Source organism: Actinacidiphila sp. bgisy145 (genome assembly GCF_057708125.1).
Genome location: NZ_JBYIRL010000009.1, coordinates 158420 through 177163 on the forward strand (window position 1 = coordinate 158420; position 18744 = coordinate 177163).

The following is an 18744-nucleotide window of genomic DNA, read 5'->3' on the forward strand; positions in this document are numbered from 1 at the left end:
TCCCGTTCCGAATGCGGATGCTGTGGCGGTGACCCCGAGGCGGTGCCTCCGGGGGAGGATCTTGCCCGACCGGACCCGTGCCGAAGGACGAGTCTATCGGCCGTGGCGGTCGCGCCCTGCTACGGCCGTGGTGGCGGCCGTGGGCCGCTCGGGTGGTGGCGGCCGGCGGGCGGTGACGGCGGCGCCCGTCGGGGCGGCTTCCGCGCGCTGTTCCCGGTCCGTTGGGTGCCGGCTGGTGCCGGCGGCCGCTCAGGCCAGGTAGGCGGGGGCCCCGACGGGCAGGGTAAATCGGAATTCCGCGCCGCCGCCGGGCGCCCGCCCGACGCTGATGGTGCCGCCGTGCGCCTCGACGATGCCCTTGACGATGTACAGCCCCAGGCCGGTGCCGCCGCGCTTGCTGCCCCGCCAGAAACGGGTGAAGACGCGGCTCATCGACTCCTCGGGGATGCCGGGGCCTTCGTCGCTCACCGTGACCGCCGTGCCCTCCGTCGTACGGTCGTCGCCGGTCGGGCCGGCGGCGCGGGTCACCTCGATGGTGACAGTCCCCTCGCCGTGCCGCACCGCGTTTTCCAGCAGGTTGCCCAGGATCTGGTCGACCTTGTCCGGGTCGGCCCACAGCGCCGGCAGCGGGCCGGGCACCTTGACCGCGAACCGCTCCGCGCTCTGCCCGGCCGCGACGTGCGCGTCCACGTGGTGCCGTACGGCTGCGGCCATGTCCACCGGCTGGCGGCGCACCTCCAGCCGGCCGGAGTCGATCCGGGAGATGTCGAGCAGCTCCGCGATCAGCCGGGTGACCCGGTTGGCGTCGGCGTCGACGGTCTCCAGCATCAGCTTCTTCTGGTCGTCGGTGAACCGCTCCCACTTCGCCAGCAGCGTCTTGGTGAAGCCCTTGACCGAGGTGAGCGGGGAGCGCAGCTCGTGGGCGACGGTCGCGATCAGCTCGGCGTGCGAACGCTCGGTACGGCGCCGCGCCTCGGTGCCGCGCAGCGTCACCACCAGCCGCCGCACCGGCCCGCCCGGCACCTGCCGGACGTACCGCGCGCAGACCAGCACCTCGCGGCCGCCGGGCAGCAGCAGGTTCCGCTCGGGCTGCGCGGAGCGGATGGCGAGCCCGCCGTACGGGTCGGTCAGCTGCCACCAGCGGCGCCCGTCCAGGTCCTCCAGCGGGAGCGCCTGCTCCACCGGGCGGCCGAGTACGTCGGCGGGGCTCAGCGCGGTGATCCGGGCGGCGGCGGCGTTGAAGCAGACCACCCGCCCGTGCTCGTCGGCGACCACCAGCCCGTCGGGCAGGTCGTCGGGGTCGATGCCCAGGGCGTACGGGGACGCGCCGTCGGGCAGCGCGGCCGATCCGCCGCGTACGCCGTGCTGCGGCATCACGTCCAACGCAGCCACCCCCCTCTCCGGGCCCGGACCGGCCACCCTACTAGCTGGAGGTGACACCGCGGCACCCCGCGGATGTGCGCTGTGACCGCGCCGAGGCGTAGAGGCAGACCGCGGCGGCCGTCGCCAGGTTGAGGCTCTCGGCCCGGCCGTGGATCGGCACCCGCACCACCTCGTCGGTGAGCGCCCTGGTCTCCTCGGGCAGCCCCCACGCCTCGTTGCCGAAGACCCAGGCGGTCGGCCCGAGCATCCGGCCCTCGTCGAGCTCGGTGTCCAGGTCCCGCTCCCCCGCGCCGTCGGCGGCCAGCACGCGTACGCCCTGGGCCCGCAGGCCCGCCACGGCCGTCTCCACCGGTACGCCCACCGCGACCGGCAGGTGGAAGAGGCTGCCCGCCGAGGCCCGTACGGCCTTCGGGTTGTACAGGTCCACGGAGGCGTCGGTGAGCACCACGGCGTCCGCGCCGGCGGCGTCGGCGCAGCGCAGGACGGTGCCGGCGTTGCCGGGGTCGCGGACGTGCGCGAGCACCGCGACCAGCCGCGGGCGGGCGGCGAGCACCTGGTCGAACGGGGTGTCCAGGAACCGGCAGACCCCGACCAGGCCCTGCGGGGTGACGGTGTCGGAGATGTCGGCGACCACCTCGGGGGTCGCGGTCAGCACGGGCGCTCCCGCGGCACGGGCCGCCGCCACGATGTCGGGGTGCCGCTCGGCCGCCTCCGCGGTGGCGTACAGCTCGACCAGTGTCCTGCCGTCCGGCCCGCCCGGATGCGCGGCCGCCTCCCGCACCGCCTGCGGCCCCTCCGCGAGGAACCGCCGCTCCTTGGCCCGGAACGACCGCTTCCCGAGCCTGCGGGCCGCGACCACCCGCGTGGACCGCAACGAACTCAGCTCGGTCGGGGGCGTACTCACGCGGGCTGCTCTCTTTCCATCAACGGGCGGGGTTGTCCGGGGGCGCGGGGAACTGCGCGGGAAGCCACGGGCGGCGGTACTCAGGGGGCGCGGGGAACTGCGCGACCGGCCACCAACCCAAGGAAGGTCCCGCAAGCGACAGCACAACCCACCCCGGAGGGAAACGCACCGCGGGCCCGCAGACGGCAAACCGCCTGCGGGCCCGCGCACCGTCACTCCGGCTGAGCCCAGCGCAGCGTCACGCGGCCTTCGGCGCGTTGACGTCCGACGGCAGCGCCTTCTGCGCGACCTCGACCAGCGCGGCGAACGCGGGCGCGTCGTTGACCGCCAGCTCGGCCAGGATCTTGCGGTCCACCTCGATGCTGGCGGCCTTCAGACCCTGGATGAAGCGGTTGTAGGTGATGCCGTTCGCACGGGCAGCGGCGTTGATCCGCTGAATCCACAGCTGCCGGAAGTCGCCCTTGCGCTTCTTGCGGTCGTTGTAGTTGTAGACCAGGGAGTGGGTGACCTGCTCCTTGGCCTTGCGGTACAGGCGCGAACGCTGACCGCGGTAACCGCTGGCCTGCTCAAGAATCGCCCGGCGCTTCTTCTGGGCGTTGACTGCCCGCTTGACGCGTGCCACTTGATAACTCCTTCTGCGGGACCGCGGTATTCGTCACGCGGTCCGAAAGCGATGGGGGTCCCGGATCGGACCGCGCGCCCCGGTCGGGGGCGCGCGGCTCACTTGCCGAGAAGCTTCTTGATCTTCTTGGCGTCGGCCGGGGCAACCTCGACGGTGCCGGTCAGGGCGCGCGTCTTGCTGGACGGCTTGTGCTCGAGCAGGTGGCGCTTGCCGGCACGCTCGCGAAGCACCTTGCCGGAGCCGGTGATCTTGAAGCGCTTGCTCGCACCACTGTGGGTCTTGTTCTTCGGCATGGCGCCGTGGTCTCCTCGTCGCTGGCCCTCCCGGGCGCCCGGTGGAGGGCGTACGGGGAGCGTCAGTTCTGCTCTTACCACCCGAAGCCGCCCGGGCGGGCGGCCTGCGGGGTCCTTCTCGAACCGCGGTGTCAGCCGGCGTCGGCCGGAGCCTCGACCTGCGACTGCTCGTCGGCGGTGTCGCCGTCGTCACCCTGGCGGCCCGCCTTGCGGGCGGCCTGGGCCTCGCGGGCCTCGGCCATGGCCTCGGTCTTCTTCTTGTGCGGACCGAGGACCATGATCATGTTGCGGCCGTCCTGCTTCGGGTTCGACTCGATGAACCCGAGGTCCTGGACGTCCTCCGCGAGCCGCTGGAGCAGGCGGTAGCCCAGCTCCGGGCGGGACTGCTCACGACCGCGGAACATGATCGTGATCTTGACCTTGTCGCCCTGCTTGAGGAACCGGACGACGTGACCCTTCTTGGTGTCATAGTCGTGCGGGTCGATCTTCGGCCGGAGCTTCATCTCCTTGATGACCGTGTGCGCCTGGTTCTTGCGCGCCTCACGGGCCTTCATGGCCGACTCGTACTTGAACTTCCCGTAGTCCATGAGCTTGCACACGGGCGGACGGGCGTTCGCCGCGACCTCGACCAGGTCGAGGTCGTACTCCTGCGCAAGCTCCAGGGCCTTGGCAAGCGGCACAATGCCGACCTGCTCGCCACTGGGACCGACAAGTCGCACCTCGGGAACGCGAATCCGGTCGTTGATGCGGGGCTCGGCGCTGATGGGGCCTCCTCGGTTGCACGACGCGACTGACTGGCCGACAGCCGCGCTTCGGGTCTTCTTCTGCTTCTACCCTGTGCACCGTGCCCGAACGTCAGAAACGCCCCGTACGGCACACAGGCGGGCTCCTCACAACCGGGAGCACCGCCGCGTTATTCCGCGGGGCGCATCGGACGGCGAAGGCCGGGCGCGCGACGCACCGACCGAAGCCGTCTGACCGGGGACCCCTCGGCCGACAGGCCGAGCAGGTGGGAGTTCGGAGCCTCCACTTGGTGGCCGGACACGCTGATGTCCGACCGGTCGTTGTCCAAGCATAGCAGCGCGGGCCCGAGGGCCGTAATCGGCCGGACGGGGCATATCGTGGCGGCCATGAGCGACGCACCAGCCTCCCGCCCGGCCGCCTCCCCCGCGGCCGACACCCCCGCCACGGGGCCCGGCTTCGACGACCTGACCCGCGACATCGCGGACGTCCCCGCGGTGGAGGTGATCACCACGGTGGCCGTCCACCTGATGAGCGCGGCCGCGGTGAACCTGGGGCTGGCCGAGGAGGGCGCGCAGCACAAGGACCTCGACGAGGCCCGCAAGCTCATCCAGGCACTGGCCGGGCTGGTCACCGCCAGCGCCACGGAGATCAGCTCCTTCCACGCCGCCCCGCTGCGGGACGGCCTGAAGTCCCTCCAGCTCGCCTTCCGCGAGGCGTCCGTGGTGCCGGACGAGCCCGGCCAGGGCCCCGGCGAGAAGTTCACCGGTCCGGTCTACGGCTGACCGCGGGCGGGGATCGGCCGCCCGCCTCAGGGACCCTCCTCCGTGGTGCGGGCGGCGGCCTCCTCCTCCACCGCGGCGGCGCGGGCGGCCTTCACCGCGGCCATCGCCGGGTGCGTCGCCTGGTGCACGAGCGCCGCGATCGCCGCGCCGACCAGCGGGGCGATCAGGAAGAGCCACACCTGGGTGAGTGCCGGGCTGCCGGCGAACAGCGCGGGCGCGAGGCTGCGGGCGGGGTTGACGCCGGTGCCGGTGAGCGGGATGCCCACCAAATGGACCACGGCCAGGGCCAGGCCGATCGCCAGCCCGTCGAAGCCGACCACCGCGATCCGGTGCGTCACCGAGAGCACCACGTAGACCAGCAGGAACGTGAGGATCACCTCGGCGACGAACGCGCCGAAGATGCTGATGCCGACCGCCGAGCGCGTGCCGTAGCCGTTGGTGCCGAAGGCGCCGTGCCGCCTGAAGCCGGGCACCTGGTCGGCGACGAGCAGTAGGAGCGCGGCGCCGACGATCGCGCCGAGGAACTGCGCCACCCAGTATTCGACCGCCCGGCGCAGCTCGATCCGCCCGGCGAGCAGCATCCCGAGCGTCACCGCGGGGTTGACGTGGCTGCCGGAGATCGGCCCGATCGCGTAGGCGATGGCCAGCAGCACGAACCCGAAGGCCAGCGCGATGCCCAGGGTGCCGATGTACGCCCCCGACACCACCGCCGCGCCGACCGCGAAGAAGACGAGCGCGAGGGTGCCGACGAACTCGCAGCCGACGGCCCGGGGGTCGCTGAGCCGGTAGTTCGTCACGTCCGCCGCGGTGAGACGTCGCCGGTCCATCGTGCCTCCTCGAACGAGAGGACCACTGCCCTTTGCATTGTCACCGCAATGGGCGAACCCCACATCTCGGGGCATATGCGGCGAGATCCGGGCGAGGTGTCTCGGGCGCCCGGTGACGAGCGGCGGGCTCGGCGCGCTCAGCGGGTGAAGAGCGGCTCCCCCGGGGGGTTCGCGGTCGGCGGGAGGACGGCGAGGTCCAGGCCCTGGACGAGGGCGGCGCGCAGGGTCTCGTCGGCGGCCAGGACCTCCGCCACGCGGCGGGCGGCGGCAGCCACGTCGGCGTCCGGGGCGAGCACCAGGCCCAGGGTGCCGTCGGAGGCCGCCCCGCCGGGGGTGAGGTGGGCGCGGGCGATGCCGGGTGCGGCGGCGACCGCGGCGCGCAGCGCCGAGCGGACCTCGGGGTCGGCCAGCGGGTCGGTTCTGGCCGGACCGGCCGCGGCGGCGCGCAGGGAGGCGCCGGTCAGCTCGTAGGCCACCGGGCCGGCCATGTCGATGAGGAGGGTGTCCGCCTTCTCGTGGGCGAGCGCCTGGAGGGCCTGGTGCAGGGGCACCGCGACCGGCCGGGCGTCGGCGCGCCAGCGGGCCAGGGCGGCGGTGGAGGTGAAGGCGGGCAGGGCCCGGCGCCCGTCGGGTGCCTGGATGGTCGGCACCGCCATGTCGCTGCTCTTCTCCCGGGCCAGCCCGTCGGGCCCGGTCTCGGCCTCGCCGAGCACCGCCACCACCGGGACGAGCAGCCGGGCGCCGTGCAGCGCGGCGACCACGTCCGCGTCGGTCGCGCGGTCGGCCGCGTAGGCGGCGAGCGCCTGGGCCAGGGCCGGGTCCGCCGAGCCGTCGTCCGTCGCGAACCCTGGGTCCGGAATATTCTTCAACGCCACCCCGGCACCCTATCCGCCGCTCCCGCGGCCGGGCGCGGGGCGGTCGGCGGGTGCGCGGTCACCGGGTGGGCCGCTCGGCGGGCGAGGTGCTCCGGGGGTACGGAAAGGGCGGTCAGCTGCTGCGGCGCAGCCGGAAGTACAGCAGGGCCGCCAGGGCGATCAGCGCGGCGCCGACCGCCGCGAAGGCGGTGGCCGCACCGTTGGCGAGCAGCTGCGAGGAGGACGCCGCCTTGGCCGGGGTGGTCGGGCCGGGGGCGAAGTAGGCGTGCGGGTAGGCCGCGGGGGTGGGCAGCACCGGCGCCGGCCGGAGCTTCTTCGCCGCGGCGAGCGCGGCGGCGGGGTCGATCAGCCCGGTGCCGACCTCGTCGTTGCGGCCGCCGGCGGGCTTGTCCCGGGTGGTGTCCTCCAGGATCTGCTTGACCTGCGCCGGGCTGAGCTTGGGGTAGGCCGAGCGGATCAGCGCCACGGCGCCCGAGGCGTACGCGGAGGCCGCGCTCGTCCCCCAGCCGTTGTAGTACGTGCGGTCCGGGTCGGCGATGACGACCTCGACGCCGGGTGCGGACACCGACGTGTACCAGCGGTGGGTGGAGAAGGAGGCGTGCTCGCCGTGCCGGTCGACGGCCGCCACGGAGATCACCCCGGGGTAGGCGGCCGGGTAGGAGGAGCGGTCGGCGGCGTCGCCGCCGTTGCCCGCGGACGCGACGACCACGACGCCCTTGCCGAGCGCGTAGCGGATCGCGTCGTCCTCGGCGGCGACCGGGGCGGCGGTGGCGCTGTCGTCGCCGAGCGAGAGGTTGATGACGTCGGCGCCGTGGTCGACGGCCCAGCGGATGCCCGCCGGCAGCGCGTCGCCGCGGTCGGTCCTGGCCTTCTGCCGCTGCGGGTCCTTGTCCTCCAGGATCACCCGCACCGGCAGGATGCGGGCCTGGGGGGCGATGCCGAGCACGCCGTCGCCGTCGCCGGGCCCGTGGCCGTGCCCGGCGATGATCGCCGCCATGCCGGTGCCGTGCTTGGCCCACGCCTTGTCGCCGGGTTTCGCGCCGAAGCCGACCTCGTCCTTGCCCGCCAGGACCTGGCCGGTCAGGTCCGGGTGGGTGGAGTCGACCCCGGTGTCGAGCACGGCCACGGTGACGCCCGCGCCCTTGGTGGTCTGCCACGCCTGCTGCGCGTGCAGCGCGGACAGCGCCCAATCGGAGGCCCGCGCGCTGTCGGCGGCCGCGGGTGCGGCGGCCAGCGCGACGGTGGTGCCGGCCGCGGCGAGCGCGGCCAGGGCGCGCGCGAGGGCGCGCGGGCGGCGGCGGTCCCGGCGGTCGGCGGCAGGGCGGGCGGCGGGGCGCTGCCAAGGTGCGGCGGCGGGGGTCATCCGTGGTGCTCCGAGCCGGTGGTGGTCTGCGGGTGGCGGAGGGCGTCGACGGCGGTGTGCACCCGCGCGTCGACGGCGGCGGCGAGCCCGGTGGCGTCGAAGCCGAGGCCGGCCTGCGCGGAGGGCGTGGTGGCGCCCTGCGCGTCGGCCTTGTCCGCCGGGTCCGGCTGGGCGACGGTGCGGCCGTCGGCGAAGCCGCTGACGGCGTAGACCACGAACGGCAGGTCCGCGGCGATCCGGACGTCCCAACTGCCGCGCTGGCGGTCGCCGAAGGCGGCGGCGGGGGTGCCGGGGAAGGCGACGGGGCGCGGCAGCAGGTCGGCGCGTTCGCCGAGGTGCTGGCTGCTCCACCGCTCGGCCAGCGCGCTCATGGCCGCGGCCTGGCCGGAGCCGACGAGCAGCCCGACGGTGGTGACGGTGGTCGAGGTGCTGTCGACGTAGGTGGCGCGCAGCAGGCGGACGCAGCCGGCCGGGGCCAGCACTTCCGTGAGCAGCGGGTCGAAGGCGCCGGTGCAGCCGGCGGGGGCGGCCACGCCGATCCGGGTCCAGGAGCGGTCGGCGCCGCCGGGCCCGCCGCCCTTGCCGTCGACGGTGGGCGGGAACAGCGTGTCCACGGGGGTGTCGCGCCACACGTCGCGGGCCTGCGCGAACGCCTGCGGGCTGCCGTCGGCGACGGGCGCGGGCCGGTCCGGGGTGTGGGTGATGGCGGCGCCCGCGACGGCGCCGCCGACCAGGCCGAGGCCGACGACCAGGCTGGCCGCGGCCAGCAGCCGGCGGCCGCGGGTGGAGGTGCGCGGTGCGGGCGGCTCGGGCGCGTACGTGGGAGCGGCCGGGTAGGCGGGCGCAGGCGGCACCGGCGGCGGTGTGAACGCGGGCGCGGGCGCCGACGGTGGGTCGACCGGCGGCCGCGGGGCGGGCGTCGGCGGTGCGGCCTGCGGCATCGGGCGCGCCTGCGGCGCCGGCTGCGGCACGGACCGCACGGGCTGCGCGGCGGTCGGCGGCATCGAAGGCGGCGGCACGGACGGCCGCGCGGCGGGCCGGGGCGGCGTGAGGGGCGGCGCCGCCGGCGGTGCAACAGGCGGCGGGGGGACGGGAGTTGAACCCCCGTGCAGCGGCGGACCGGGAGGCGGCGGCGGGTTCGGCGGTTCGGGCGGGGAGGCGGGCGGCGGCGCTCCCGCCGAGGCTGCCGCGGGCGGCCCCGCCTGCGGACCGCCCACCGGCCGTCCCGATGTCGGATGGAGGGTGGGGAAGGAAGCCGGCGGGGTGCTCCCGCTGTCCACTCCGGTGCTCACCCGGCACTCCCTCGTGACCGTTCCCGTCGATTGTGCGCGTCACTCTACGGGGTTGCCGCGGGGTGAGTTGCCACTCGGAGCACGGGCGCCGGGTCTACCGCTCGGTAGCAGGGTTCTGGCAGGCTGCGGTCATGCCCCAGCGCTCAGCCGACCGCGCCCGCTACGACCGGGCCACCGCACACCTCGACGCGCCGCTGGCGATCGTCGACCTGGACGCCTTCGACGCGAACGCCGCGGACCTGGTCCGGCGTGCGGGCGGCAAGCCGATCCGGGTCGCGTCGAAGTCGGTGCGCTGCCGCGCCCTGCTCGAACGGGTGCTGGCCCGGGAGGGGTTCGAGGGCGTCATGTCCTTCACCCTGGCCGAGTCGCTGTGGCTGGCGCGCACCGGTTTCACCGACGTGCTGCTGGCCTACCCGTCCGCGGACCGGGACGGCTTCGCGGAGCTGACGTCCGACCCGAAGCTGGCCCGTACGGTCACGGTGATGGTCGACGACCTCGCCCAACTCGACCTGATCGACGCGGCGCGCGGCGCGGGCGGCACCGAGACGGTCCGGGTCTGCCTCGAACTCGACACGAGCCTGCGGAAGTTGGGCGGCCGGCTGCGGATCGGCGCGCTGCGCTCGCCGCTGCACTCGCCGGAGCGGCTCGCCGACACCGCGCGGGCGATCGGCGCCCGCCCGGGGTTCCGGGTGGTCGGGATCATGGCGTACGAAGGGCACATAGCCGGCGTCGGCGACGCGATCAAGGGGCGGCCGGGGCGGTCGCTCGCGGTGCGGCTGATGCAGTCCGCCGCGCGCCGGGAGTTGGCGGCGCGGCGGGCGGAGGCGGTGCGGGCGGTGCGCGCGGTGGTGCCGGACCTGGAGTTCGTCAACGGCGGCGGCACCGGCAGTGTGCAGTCCACCGCGGCGGAGGGCGCGGTCACCGAGATCGCGGCCGGCTCGGGCCTGTACGTGCCGCGGCTGTTCGACAACTACACCTCCTTCCACGGCCGTCCGGCGGCGCTGTTCGGGATGCCCGTGGTGCGGCGGCCCGGGGTCGGCGTGGTCACGGTGCTCGGCGGCGGCTATCCGGCCTCGGGCGCGCCGGGCGCGGACCGGCTGCCGGTGCCGTATCTGCCGGAGGGGCTGCGCTACGACCCGCAGGAGGGGCCGGGCGAGGTGCAGACGCCGCTGCTCGGCTCGGCCGCCGACGACCTGCTGGTGGGCGACACGGTGTGGTTCCGGCACGCCAAGGCGGGCGAACTGTGCGAGCGCTTCGACCGGTTGCAGTTGGTCGAGGGCGACCGGGTGGTGGCGGAGGTGCCCACGTACCGGGGCGAGGGCAAGACGTTCCTGTGAGGGGCCGGCGGCCTCCCGGGCGGTGGGAGGCCGCCGGCGCTGGGGCGGGGCGGGGCGTCAGACGCCGGTGCCGCCGGTGCTGCCGCTGGACGCGCCGCTGCTGTCGGCCTTGATACCCGCGGCGATCTCGTCCATGACGTCCTGGCCGGGCGCCTTGCTGCTGACGTCGAAGCCGAAGCGGACGATGACGATCTGGCTGCTCTTGCTCGGCGCGGGGAACGCCAGCGACTCGACGTAGCCCTCGGTGCCGGACTTGGTGCTGACCTTCCAGCGGACCAGGTAGCCCTTCTGCCCGGCGACCGTGACCGCCTTGGACTGGAGCTGCTGGTGCGAGGTCGTCGCGCCGTAGGTGTCGGAGCTGTACGCCTCGGCCGCGTTGCCGGTGATGTCCGCCTTGGCGGCGGCCTCGGCGGTGGTCGCGGTGACCTTCAGCGCCTCGGCCGGCTCGGAGTAGGCGCCGCCCAGCGAGCACTGCTGCTGGCCGCTGGTGTCGCCCGGGCAGGTGTAGCTGCCGGTGGAGATGCTGGCGAGGCCGTCCTGCGTGGTGCCGCCGGTCCAGCCGTCGAGCACCGGCAGGCTGATGCCGTCCAGCACGTCGACGGCGGTGTCGCCGCCGGAGGGGTTGGTCGGGTCGGTCGGCTGGCTGGGGTCCGCCGGGTTCTGCGACTGCGGGTTCTGCTCGGGGTTCCCCGGCCCGCCGGAGCGCTGCGGCATCGTCGCGTTCGGCCCGCGGTTGCTGCTGCTCGCGCTGTTGTCGCTGCCGTTGTTGTTGCCCACCGCGACGACCGCGGCCACGATGCCACCGATGACGACGAGCGCGACCCCGATGGCGATGGCCACGGTCCGCGGACGCCGGTTGCCGCCGCCGGGCGAGCCTATGACGTCGCCCGAGGGGTACGGCGCGTATCCGGGCGGGCCGCCGTAGGGCTGCTGCCCGGCGGTCGGGGCCACTGGTGCCGTGCGGGTGTACTCCGTCCACGCGGTCCCGTCCCACCAGCGTTCCATGGCCGGGCCGTTGCCTGTGTGCCCGGGCTCCTGGTACCAGCCGGGCGGGGTCGTCGTCGTCACGGCGTCACCTTATGGCCCCAGGATGAGAATCCTGTAAGGACAGGGGTCACATCCAGGTCACGCCCCTCGGCCCGGCCCCGCGGGGGCTCGTGTCCGGTCCCGGGGCCGGGGTACGGCCGGGTGTCGGTGGTGCGTGCGATGCTGGCCGCGTGACGAACGTGAAGCCCGGCGGCGGCGGCCGTACCGGTGGGGAACTGCTGCTGCTCGACACCGCGAGCCTGTACTTCCGCGCGTACTTCGGGGTGCCGGAGTCGGTGCGGGCGCCCGACGGCACCCCGGTCAACGCGGTGCGCGGGCTGATCGACTTCATCGCCCGGCTGGTGGCCGACCACGCGCCGGCCGCGCTGGTGGCGTGCATGGACGCGGACTGGCGGCCGCAGTGGCGGGTGGACCTCATCCCCTCGTACAAGGCGCACCGCGTGGCCGACGCCGAGGCGGGCACCGAGGAGGTCCCGGACACCCTCTCTCCGCAGGTCCCGGTGATCGAGGCGGTGCTCGACGCGGTCGGCATCGCCCGCGTCGGCGTGCCCGGCTACGAGGCGGACGACGTGATCGGCACCCTCGCGACCGCCGCCGCGGCGCCGGTGGCCATCGTCACCGGCGACCGCGACCTGTTCCAGCTCGTCGACGACGCGCGCGGGGTGCGCGTGCTCTACCCGCGCAAGGGCGTCGGCGACTGCGACGTGATCGACGGCGGGGCGATCGAGGAGCGGTACGGCGTCCGCGCGGAGCAGTACGCGGACTTCGCCGCGCTGCGCGGCGACCCGAGTGACGGGCTGCCCGGGGTGAAGGGCATCGGCGAGAAGACCGCGGCCGAACTGGTCACCCTCTACGGCGACCTGGCGGGGGTGCGGGCGGCGGCCGGCGAGCCGTTCTCGAAGCTGACGCCGGCCCGCCGCCGCAACATCCTGGCGGCCGCGCCCTATCTGGACGTCGCGCCGAAGGTGGTGCGGGTCGCCACCGACGTCCCGCTGCCCGCCTTCGACCCGGCGCTGCCCGCCGATCCCGCCGACCCGGCCGCGTTCGGCGCGCTGGCCGACCGCTGGGGCCTGGGCTCCCCGCTGTCCCGGCTGTCCGCGGCCCTGGGCTGGACCTGAGCGGCCCGAGGTCTTCGGCGGCCGGGAGCGGCCTGCGGGCCGGGCGCCTTACGCCACCGCGCCGGCGCGGCGGGAGCGGTTGACGGCCGACAGCACCGCGCGGACCGAGGCGGTGAGGACCGAGGTGTCCCGGCCGGCGCCCCAGCTGCTCTCCCCGCCCGCGCCGATCCGCACGTAGGCGACCGCGGCGCTGTCCGGGCCGGGGCCGGTGGCGTGTTCGGCGTAGTGCTCGATGTGCACGGGGATGCCCGCGGTGGCGAGCGCGTCGGTGAGCGCGGACAGCGGGCCGTTGCCGGCGCCGGTGATCGTACGGCCGGCGGAGCCGGTGGGCGACGCGCTCCCGTCGTGCAGGACGGCGGTGAACTCGTGGCGGCCCGGGGTGGTTTCGGCGGCGTGCCAGCCGGTCAGGGTGAGCGGCCCGGTGTCGGCGGGCGCGAGGTAGGCGGCCGCGAACAGCTCCCCCAGCGCCTGCGCGGTGATCTCCTCGCCGCTGTCGTCGGCCGCGGCCTGCACGATCCGGGAGAAGTCGGCGCGCAGCGCGGGCGGCAGGTCCAGGCCGTGGCGGTCCTTGAGCAGGTAGGCGATGCCGCCCTTGCCCGACTGGCTGTTGACGCGGATCACCGCTTCGTAGTCCCGGCCGAGGTCGGCGGGGTCGATCGGCAGGTAGGGCACGTCCCAGGGCATCTGCGCGGCGGGCCGGCCGGCCTCGGCGGCGCGGCGGGCGTGGTGCTCCAGGCCCTTCTTGATCGCGTCCTGGTGGGTGCCGGAGTAGGCGGTGTGCACCAGCTCGCCGACGTAGGGGTGGCGGCCGGGCACCGGCAGGCGGTTGCAGTGCTCGACGGTGGCGCGGATCGCGTCGATGTCGGAGAAGTCCAGCATCGGGTCGACGCCCTGGGTGTGCAGGTTCAGCGCGAGCGTGACCAGGTCCACGTTGCCGGTGCGTTCGCCGTTGCCGAACAGGCAGCCCTCGACGCGCTGCGCGCCTGCCAGCAGGGCGAGTTCGGCGCAGGCCACGCCGGTGCCGCGGTCGTTGTGCGGGTGCACCGACAGGATCACCGCGTCCCGGCGGGCGAGGTGGCGGTGCATGTACTCGATCTGGTCGGCGTAGACGTTGGGGGTGGCGATCTCCACGGTGGCCGGCAGGTTGTGGATCACCGGGCGGTCCGGGGAGGCGTCCCACAGCTCGGTCAGGCCGTCGCACACCTCCAGGACGAAGTCGGGCTCGGTGAGGTTGAAGACCTCGGGTGAGAACTGGAAGCGCACGCCGGGCCGCCGGTCGGCGAGCCGGGCCATCAGGCCGGCCGCCTGCTCGATCAGCGCCCGCAGCGCGGCCCGCTCCCGGCCGATCACCACCTCGCGCCAGACCGGCGCGGTCGCGGTGTACAGGTGCACCACGGCGCGCGGCAGGCCCGCGATCGAGGCGAAGGTCCGCTCGATCAGGTCGGCGCGGGCGGCGGTGAACACCACCGGGGTCACGTCCTGCGGCACCGCGCCGGACTCGGCGAGGTGGCGGACGAAGTCGAAGTCGGTGCGGCTGGCCGAGGGGTAGCCGACCTCGATCTCCTTGAAGCCCATCGCGACCTGGACGTCGAACATCCGGCGCTTGCGGGCGGGGTCCATCGGTTCGGCGAGCGCCTGGTTGCCGTCGCGCAGGTCCACCGGCACCCACAGCGGTGCCCGGTCGATCCGGCGGGAGGGCCAGTGCCGCCCACCGGAGGTGCGCACCTCGACGCGCTCCCGGGCGGGGCGGTAGCGGTGGTAGGGCATGGCGCTGCCGCGCTGCGGGTTCCACCAGGGGGCGCCGGCGGGCACCGGGCCGGCCGGGGTACGCAGGGTGGGCGCGGGGGCGCCGGCGGCCTCGGCCGCGGGGTGCGGGTCGCCCGGGCGGGCGCCGCCGCGCGGGTGGTTCGCGGGGTACGTGGTCATGGTGGGGCTGTTCCTCTTCGTGGTCGCCGGTGGTCGACCGGCAGCACGAAACCCCGCGGCGGGGTGCCGGTCCCTCAGGCCCCGCCGCGGCGGCCGAGGAGAAGGCTCCGCTGCGTCATGGCGGCCACTGTAACCACCTCTCAGGTCCTCAGACAAGCTGAGGGGTGGGCGCGGCCGATAGAGTCGGCGCCACGAGGGGCGGACGGAGAGGTGGGAGACGGCGATGACGCTCGGTTCACTGCGGCCCAGCCCGCTGGTGGAGCAGGCGGCGGAGCGGCTGCGGGAGCAGATCACCGGCGGCCAGTGGCCGGTGGGCACGAAGCTGCCCGGCGAGACCACGCTCGCCGCCCTGCTGGGCGTGGGCCGCTCGACCGTGCGCGAGGCGCTGCGGGCGCTGGCCGGCGCGGGGATGGTACGGACCCGGCAGGGCGCGGGGGTGTTCGTGATCGCCGACCGCCCGGTCCAGGACTGGCCGGCCCGGCTGCGGCGCGCGGCCCTGTCGGACGTGTACGAGGTGCGGGTGCTGCTGGAGGTCCAGGCGGCCCGGATCGCGGCGGCCCGGCGGACGCCCGAGGACGTGGCGGCCCTGCGGGCCGCGCTCGCGGCGCGGACGGTGGCGGCCGCGGCGGCGGGCCTGCGCGGGGCGGGAGCCGGGCCGGCGGACGACGACGGCTCGACGCGCCATGGCGCGCACCACGGCTCGGCGGACCACGGCGCGGACCCCGGCCCCCGCGGGAGCGCGCCGCCCGACGGCCCGGGTGCGGCCTTCATCGACGCCGACATCGCCCTGCACCGCGAGGTGGTCGCCGCCGCCCACAACCCCGTCCTGACCGACCTGTTCGCCGAGTTCGCGCCGGTGCTCAGGGAGAACATGCTCGCGCTGCTCGGCCTGATGGACGTCCGCGCCCATGACGAGGAGCACGGCGAGGCCGCGCACGCGGCCCTGGTGGAGGCGATCGCCGCGGGCGACGCCGACCTCGCCGCGCGCGTGCTGCACGGCGAACTGTCCCTCACCCAGGCCCACCTGCGCGACCAGCAGCGCGCCGACGCCCCGTCGTGAACGCGCTGCTCCCCCGCCCGCGCAGCAGCCCGGCACCCGGCGCGGTCCACGTGCCCGGCTGGCTCGACCTGGACCGGCAGCGCGAACTGGTCGCCGCCTGCCGGGAATGGGCGCGCGGCCCGGTGCCGATGCGGCACACCCGGCTGCCGCGCGGCGGCGTGATGTCCGTGCAGACGGTCTGCGTGGGCTGGCACTGGCGCCCGTATGCCTACTCGCGCACCGCGCCCGACGTGAACGGCGCCCGGGTCGCCGCCTTTCCGTCCTGGCTGGCCGAGTTGGGCCGCGCCGCGGTCGCCGACGCCTACCAGGACCCGGCGGCCGGCGCCTCGTACGCACCCGACACGGCGCTGGTCAACTTCTACGACGGGGCCGCCGCGATGGGCATGCACCAGGACAAGGACGAGCGGGCGAACGCACCCGTGGTCTCCCTGAGCATCGGCGACACCTGCGTCTTCCGCTTCGGCAACCCCGACACCCGCACCAGGCCCTACACCGACGTCCTGCTGGAGTCCGGCGACCTCTTCGTCTTCGGCGGCCCGTCGCGCTACGCCTACCACGGCGTCCCCAAGGTCCACCCCGGCACCGCCGACCCGGCCACCGGTCTGACCGCCGGCCGCCTCAACCTCACCCTGCGCACGACGGGCCTGCCGGGCTGAGCCGCACCGGGCCCGGAGCACCCGCAGATCCATCAGTTAGGCTTGCCTAAGTACTTGAGCATGCCGAACGCGCGACAGCGCGAGGAAGCGGGCGCATCGATGGCGGACCGACCGCAACGCAGGACCCCCACCCCGAAGCGCGCGACCGTGCTGCGCGCCGAGCGGATCACCCCGCACATGGTCCGGGTGGTGCTCGGCGTGGACCCGGCCACCCCCCTGGAGATCGGGGAGTACACCGACCACTACGTCAAGCTGCTCTTCCCGGCCGAGGGCGAGACGCTGCCCGAACCGCTGGACATGGAGGCACTCCGCCGCGACCTGCCGCGCGAGCGCTGGCCGCGCACCCGTACGTACACCGTGCGCTCCTACGACGCGGCGACCCGCGAGCTGGCCGTGGACTTCGTGGTCCACGGCGACGAGGGCCTCGCCGGACCGTGGGCGGCCTCGGCCCGGCCCGGCGACGTGCTGTACTTCATGGGCCCGGGCGGCGGGTACGCCCCCGACCCGGCCGCCGACTGGCACCTGCTCGCCGGCGACGAGAGCGCGCTGCCCGCCATCGGCGCCGCGCTGGAGCGGCTGCCGGCCGACGCGGACGCGAAGGTCTTCGTCGAGGTCTCCGGGCCAGAGGAGCAGCAGAAGCTCACCGCCGGGCCGGGCGTGGACGTGGTCTGGCTGCACCGCGGGGACGCGCCCGTCGGCGCGGCGCTGGTCGAGGCCGTCACCGGGCTGGAGTTCCCCGCCGGGAGCGTGCAGGTCTTCGTGCACGGCGAGGCGACCTTCGTCCGCGAACTGCGCCGCCACCTGCGGCTGGAGCGCGGTGTCCCTCGCGAGGGCCTGTCCGTCTCCGGGTACTGGCGCCGCGGCAAGGACGAGGACGGCTGGCAGTCCTCCAAGCGCGAGTGGAACGCGGAGATCGAGCGCGAGCAGGAGGGCGCCTGAGCGAGCAGCCCGCGCCTGAACCCCCGCCGATCCCACGGCCCTGCCCGGCACCGACTGAGGTGCCGGGCAGGGCCGTTCGCATCCGCCGTGCCGCCGGCGCCGCACACCGGCGCCGCCCCGGCGCCGCGCGCCCCGGGCGCCTGTCACGGCACGGGCAGCGCCTCCTCCCACGCCGTACGGCCGGCCACCGCGGTCCGCCACTGCCGCAGGGTCCGCGGCGGCATGCCGACCCCGAGCACCCCGGTGACCCGGCCCCCGCTGCCGTAGGCGACGAGGAACCGCCCGGCCGCGAGGTCGCCGTCGACCACCCGCGCCTGGCTGCTGCCGCGCGGCAGGCCGTACGCCTGGACCTTCAGGTCGTACTGGTCGGACCAGAAGTACGGGACCGGGGCGAAGGGCCTGGGCTCCTGCGGGCGCAGCAGGTTCCGGGCGGCGGCCATGCCCTGCTCGGAGGCGTTGGTGCGGTGCTCGACGCGCATGGGGGTGCCGAACAGCGGGTTGAACCAGCGCGCGACATCCCCGGCCGCGTACACCCCGGGGGCGGCGGCGCTGTACTCGTCGCACTCGATCCCGTCGGCCACGCGCAGCCCGCTGCCGCGCAGCCACTCGGTGTTGGGCAGCGAGCCGATCGCCACCAGCACGTCGTCGGCCGGGAGGAGGGCGCCGTCGGCCAGCCGCACCCCCGTCACCCGGCCGCGGGCCTCCTCGACGGCCATGACCGCGACGCCGGTGCGCAGGTCCACCCCGCGGTCGCGGTGCAGCTGCGCCAGGCGCCCTCCCACCTGCGGCCCGAGCAGGTGGGCCAGCGGTACGTCGGCCGGTTCGACGAGGGTGACGGCCGCGCCCAGGGTGCGGGCGGCGGCGGCCACTTCGGTGCCGAGGAAGCCGCCGCCCACCACGACCAGGCGCCCTCCGGCGGCCAGCCGCTCGCGCAGGGCGAGCGCGTCCTCCAGGGAGCGCAGCACGTGCAGGCCCTCGGCCCCGCCCGGGCCCAGCCGCCGCGGACGCACCCCGGTGGCGATGACCAGGCCGTCGTAGCCGAGTTCGGCGCCGTCCGCCAGGGTCACCGTGCGGCCGACCACCGACAGCGCCGCGGCCGCCACGCCGAGCCGCAACTCCACGTCCAGCGCGTCCAGTTCGGCCGGTGCGCGCAGCGCGGTGCGCTCGGCCGGCCACGCGCCGGCCAGCACCTGCTTGGACAGCGGCGGCCGGTCGTAGGGCAGGTGCGGCTCCGCCCCGACCAGGGTCAGGGCGCCGTCGTACCCGTCGCGGCGCAGGGCCTCGACCGCCGCCAGACCGGCGGCCGACGCCCCGACGACCACCACGCGGCGCGGGGCGGCGCCCGTCACTCACTCACCAGCCGGATCACGGCGGCCGGGCACAGCGCGGCCGCCTCCTTGACGTCCCCGTACCGGTCGGCGGCGGGCCGGTCGGTCAGGATCTCGACGATGCCGTCGTCGTCCTGGTCGAAGACGTCGGGCGCGGCCAGGACGCACTGGCCGGACGCGACGCACTTGGGCTGGTCCACCTCGACCCGCAGGTCTGCACTGGTGTCGGCGCTCATGGGGAACCTCGC

Annotated in this window: 19 protein-coding genes; 6 read left to right on the forward strand and 13 right to left on the reverse strand. The window is 75.4% G+C overall.

What is annotated here, in order from left to right; all coding sequences use genetic code 11:
* Window positions 1-249 precede the first annotated feature (249 nt).
* From AC3ERT_RS10835 to infC, 5 genes are all read right to left on the reverse strand, one after another.
* A complete protein-coding gene (locus AC3ERT_RS10835) occupies window positions 250-1374 on the reverse strand; it encodes a sensor histidine kinase (protein WP_435173831.1) in 1125 nt (374 codons plus the stop codon).
* Between the two features lie 49 nt (window positions 1375-1423).
* Window positions 1424-2287, reverse strand: a complete 864-nt coding sequence (locus AC3ERT_RS10840; RefSeq protein ID WP_435173785.1) for a TrmH family RNA methyltransferase — start codon at window positions 2285-2287, stop codon at window positions 1424-1426.
* Window positions 2288-2525: 238 nt separating this feature from the next.
* The gene (gene rplT, locus AC3ERT_RS10845; protein WP_335975471.1) at window positions 2526-2909 is read right to left on the reverse strand and encodes a 50S ribosomal protein L20; all 384 of its coding nucleotides are present in this window, start codon (window positions 2907-2909) and stop codon (window positions 2526-2528) included.
* A 98-nt stretch (window positions 2910-3007) separates the two neighbouring features.
* Entirely contained in the window at window positions 3008-3202 is a 195-nt protein-coding gene (gene rpmI / locus AC3ERT_RS10850) for a 50S ribosomal protein L35 (RefSeq protein ID WP_103886374.1), read from the reverse strand.
* 131 nt (window positions 3203-3333) lie between these two features.
* Window positions 3334-3966 carry a translation initiation factor IF-3 gene (gene infC / locus AC3ERT_RS10855; protein ID WP_335976254.1) on the reverse strand — a complete coding sequence of 211 codons (633 nt, stop codon included), beginning with the start codon at window positions 3964-3966 and terminating at the stop codon, window positions 3334-3336.
* Between the two features lie 366 nt (window positions 3967-4332).
* Between infC and AC3ERT_RS10860 the strand changes: the two genes are divergently transcribed.
* Complete coding sequence (locus tag AC3ERT_RS10860; protein ID WP_435136090.1) at window positions 4333-4728, forward strand: DUF1844 domain-containing protein; 396 nt, start codon at window positions 4333-4335, stop codon at window positions 4726-4728.
* Window positions 4729-4754: 26 nt separating this feature from the next.
* Here AC3ERT_RS10860 and AC3ERT_RS10865 read toward each other — a convergent pair whose 3' ends face one another.
* From AC3ERT_RS10865 to AC3ERT_RS10880, 4 genes are all read right to left on the reverse strand, one after another.
* Window positions 4755-5555: an MIP family channel protein gene (locus AC3ERT_RS10865; RefSeq protein WP_435173787.1), complete on the reverse strand. Its 801-nt coding sequence runs from the start codon at window positions 5553-5555 to the stop codon at window positions 4755-4757.
* Window positions 5556-5692: 137 nt separating this feature from the next.
* Complete coding sequence (locus AC3ERT_RS10870) at window positions 5693-6430, reverse strand: SseB family protein (protein WP_335975456.1); 738 nt, start codon at window positions 6428-6430, stop codon at window positions 5693-5695.
* 112 nt (window positions 6431-6542) lie between these two features.
* Entirely contained in the window at window positions 6543-7793 is a 1251-nt protein-coding gene (gene mycP, locus AC3ERT_RS10875; protein WP_435173789.1) for a type VII secretion-associated serine protease mycosin, read from the reverse strand.
* Window positions 7790-8647 carry a hypothetical protein gene (locus tag AC3ERT_RS10880; RefSeq protein ID WP_435173791.1) on the reverse strand — a complete coding sequence of 286 codons (858 nt, stop codon included), beginning with the start codon at window positions 8645-8647 and terminating at the stop codon, window positions 7790-7792. The genes mycP and AC3ERT_RS10880 overlap by 4 nt, the downstream gene beginning before the upstream one ends.
* Window positions 8648-9216: 569 nt before the next feature.
* Between AC3ERT_RS10880 and AC3ERT_RS10885 the strand changes: the two genes are divergently transcribed.
* Window positions 9217-10422, forward strand: a complete 1206-nt coding sequence (locus tag AC3ERT_RS10885; protein ID WP_335975443.1) for an amino acid deaminase/aldolase — start codon at window positions 9217-9219, stop codon at window positions 10420-10422.
* 57 nt (window positions 10423-10479) lie between these two features.
* On the opposite strand, the gene AC3ERT_RS10890 is transcribed toward AC3ERT_RS10885, so the two are convergent.
* The gene (locus tag AC3ERT_RS10890; RefSeq protein WP_435173792.1) at window positions 10480-11490 is read right to left on the reverse strand and encodes a DUF2510 domain-containing protein; all 1011 of its coding nucleotides are present in this window, start codon (window positions 11488-11490) and stop codon (window positions 10480-10482) included.
* 197 nt (window positions 11491-11687) lie between these two features.
* Here AC3ERT_RS10890 and AC3ERT_RS10895 point away from each other — a divergent pair, with 197 nt between their 5' ends.
* Window positions 11688-12587: a 5'-3' exonuclease gene (locus AC3ERT_RS10895; RefSeq protein ID WP_435173833.1), complete on the forward strand. Its 900-nt coding sequence runs from the start codon at window positions 11688-11690 to the stop codon at window positions 12585-12587.
* Between the two features lie 48 nt (window positions 12588-12635).
* Here AC3ERT_RS10895 and AC3ERT_RS10900 read toward each other — a convergent pair whose 3' ends face one another.
* Window positions 12636-14513 (reverse strand): 2-isopropylmalate synthase, encoded by a 1878-nt coding sequence (locus tag AC3ERT_RS10900; RefSeq protein WP_435173794.1) that lies wholly within the window; start codon window positions 14511-14513, stop codon window positions 12636-12638.
* Window positions 14514-14736: 223 nt separating this feature from the next.
* Between AC3ERT_RS10900 and AC3ERT_RS10905 the strand changes: the two genes are divergently transcribed.
* The 3 genes from AC3ERT_RS10905 (at window position 14737) to AC3ERT_RS10915 (ending at window position 17168) form a co-directional block, all read left to right on the forward strand.
* Window positions 14737-15573 carry a FadR/GntR family transcriptional regulator gene (locus AC3ERT_RS10905; RefSeq protein ID WP_435173796.1) on the forward strand — a complete coding sequence of 279 codons (837 nt, stop codon included), beginning with the start codon at window positions 14737-14739 and terminating at the stop codon, window positions 15571-15573.
* The gene (locus tag AC3ERT_RS10910) at window positions 15570-16229 is read left to right on the forward strand and encodes an alpha-ketoglutarate-dependent dioxygenase AlkB family protein (protein WP_435173798.1); all 660 of its coding nucleotides are present in this window, start codon (window positions 15570-15572) and stop codon (window positions 16227-16229) included. Before AC3ERT_RS10905 ends, AC3ERT_RS10910 begins: the two co-directional genes overlap by 4 nt.
* A 99-nt stretch (window positions 16230-16328) precedes the next feature.
* A complete protein-coding gene (locus AC3ERT_RS10915; protein WP_435173800.1) occupies window positions 16329-17168 on the forward strand; it encodes a siderophore-interacting protein in 840 nt (279 codons plus the stop codon).
* Window positions 17169-17311: 143 nt separating this feature from the next.
* Here the strand turns inward: AC3ERT_RS10915 and AC3ERT_RS10920 are convergent, their stop codons facing one another.
* Window positions 17312-18517: an NAD(P)/FAD-dependent oxidoreductase gene (locus AC3ERT_RS10920; protein WP_435173802.1), complete on the reverse strand. Its 1206-nt coding sequence runs from the start codon at window positions 18515-18517 to the stop codon at window positions 17312-17314.
* Window positions 18514-18708: a ferredoxin gene (locus tag AC3ERT_RS10925; RefSeq protein WP_335976251.1), complete on the reverse strand. Its 195-nt coding sequence runs from the start codon at window positions 18706-18708 to the stop codon at window positions 18514-18516. The genes AC3ERT_RS10920 and AC3ERT_RS10925 overlap by 4 nt, the downstream gene beginning before the upstream one ends.
* Window positions 18709-18744 lie beyond the last annotated feature (36 nt).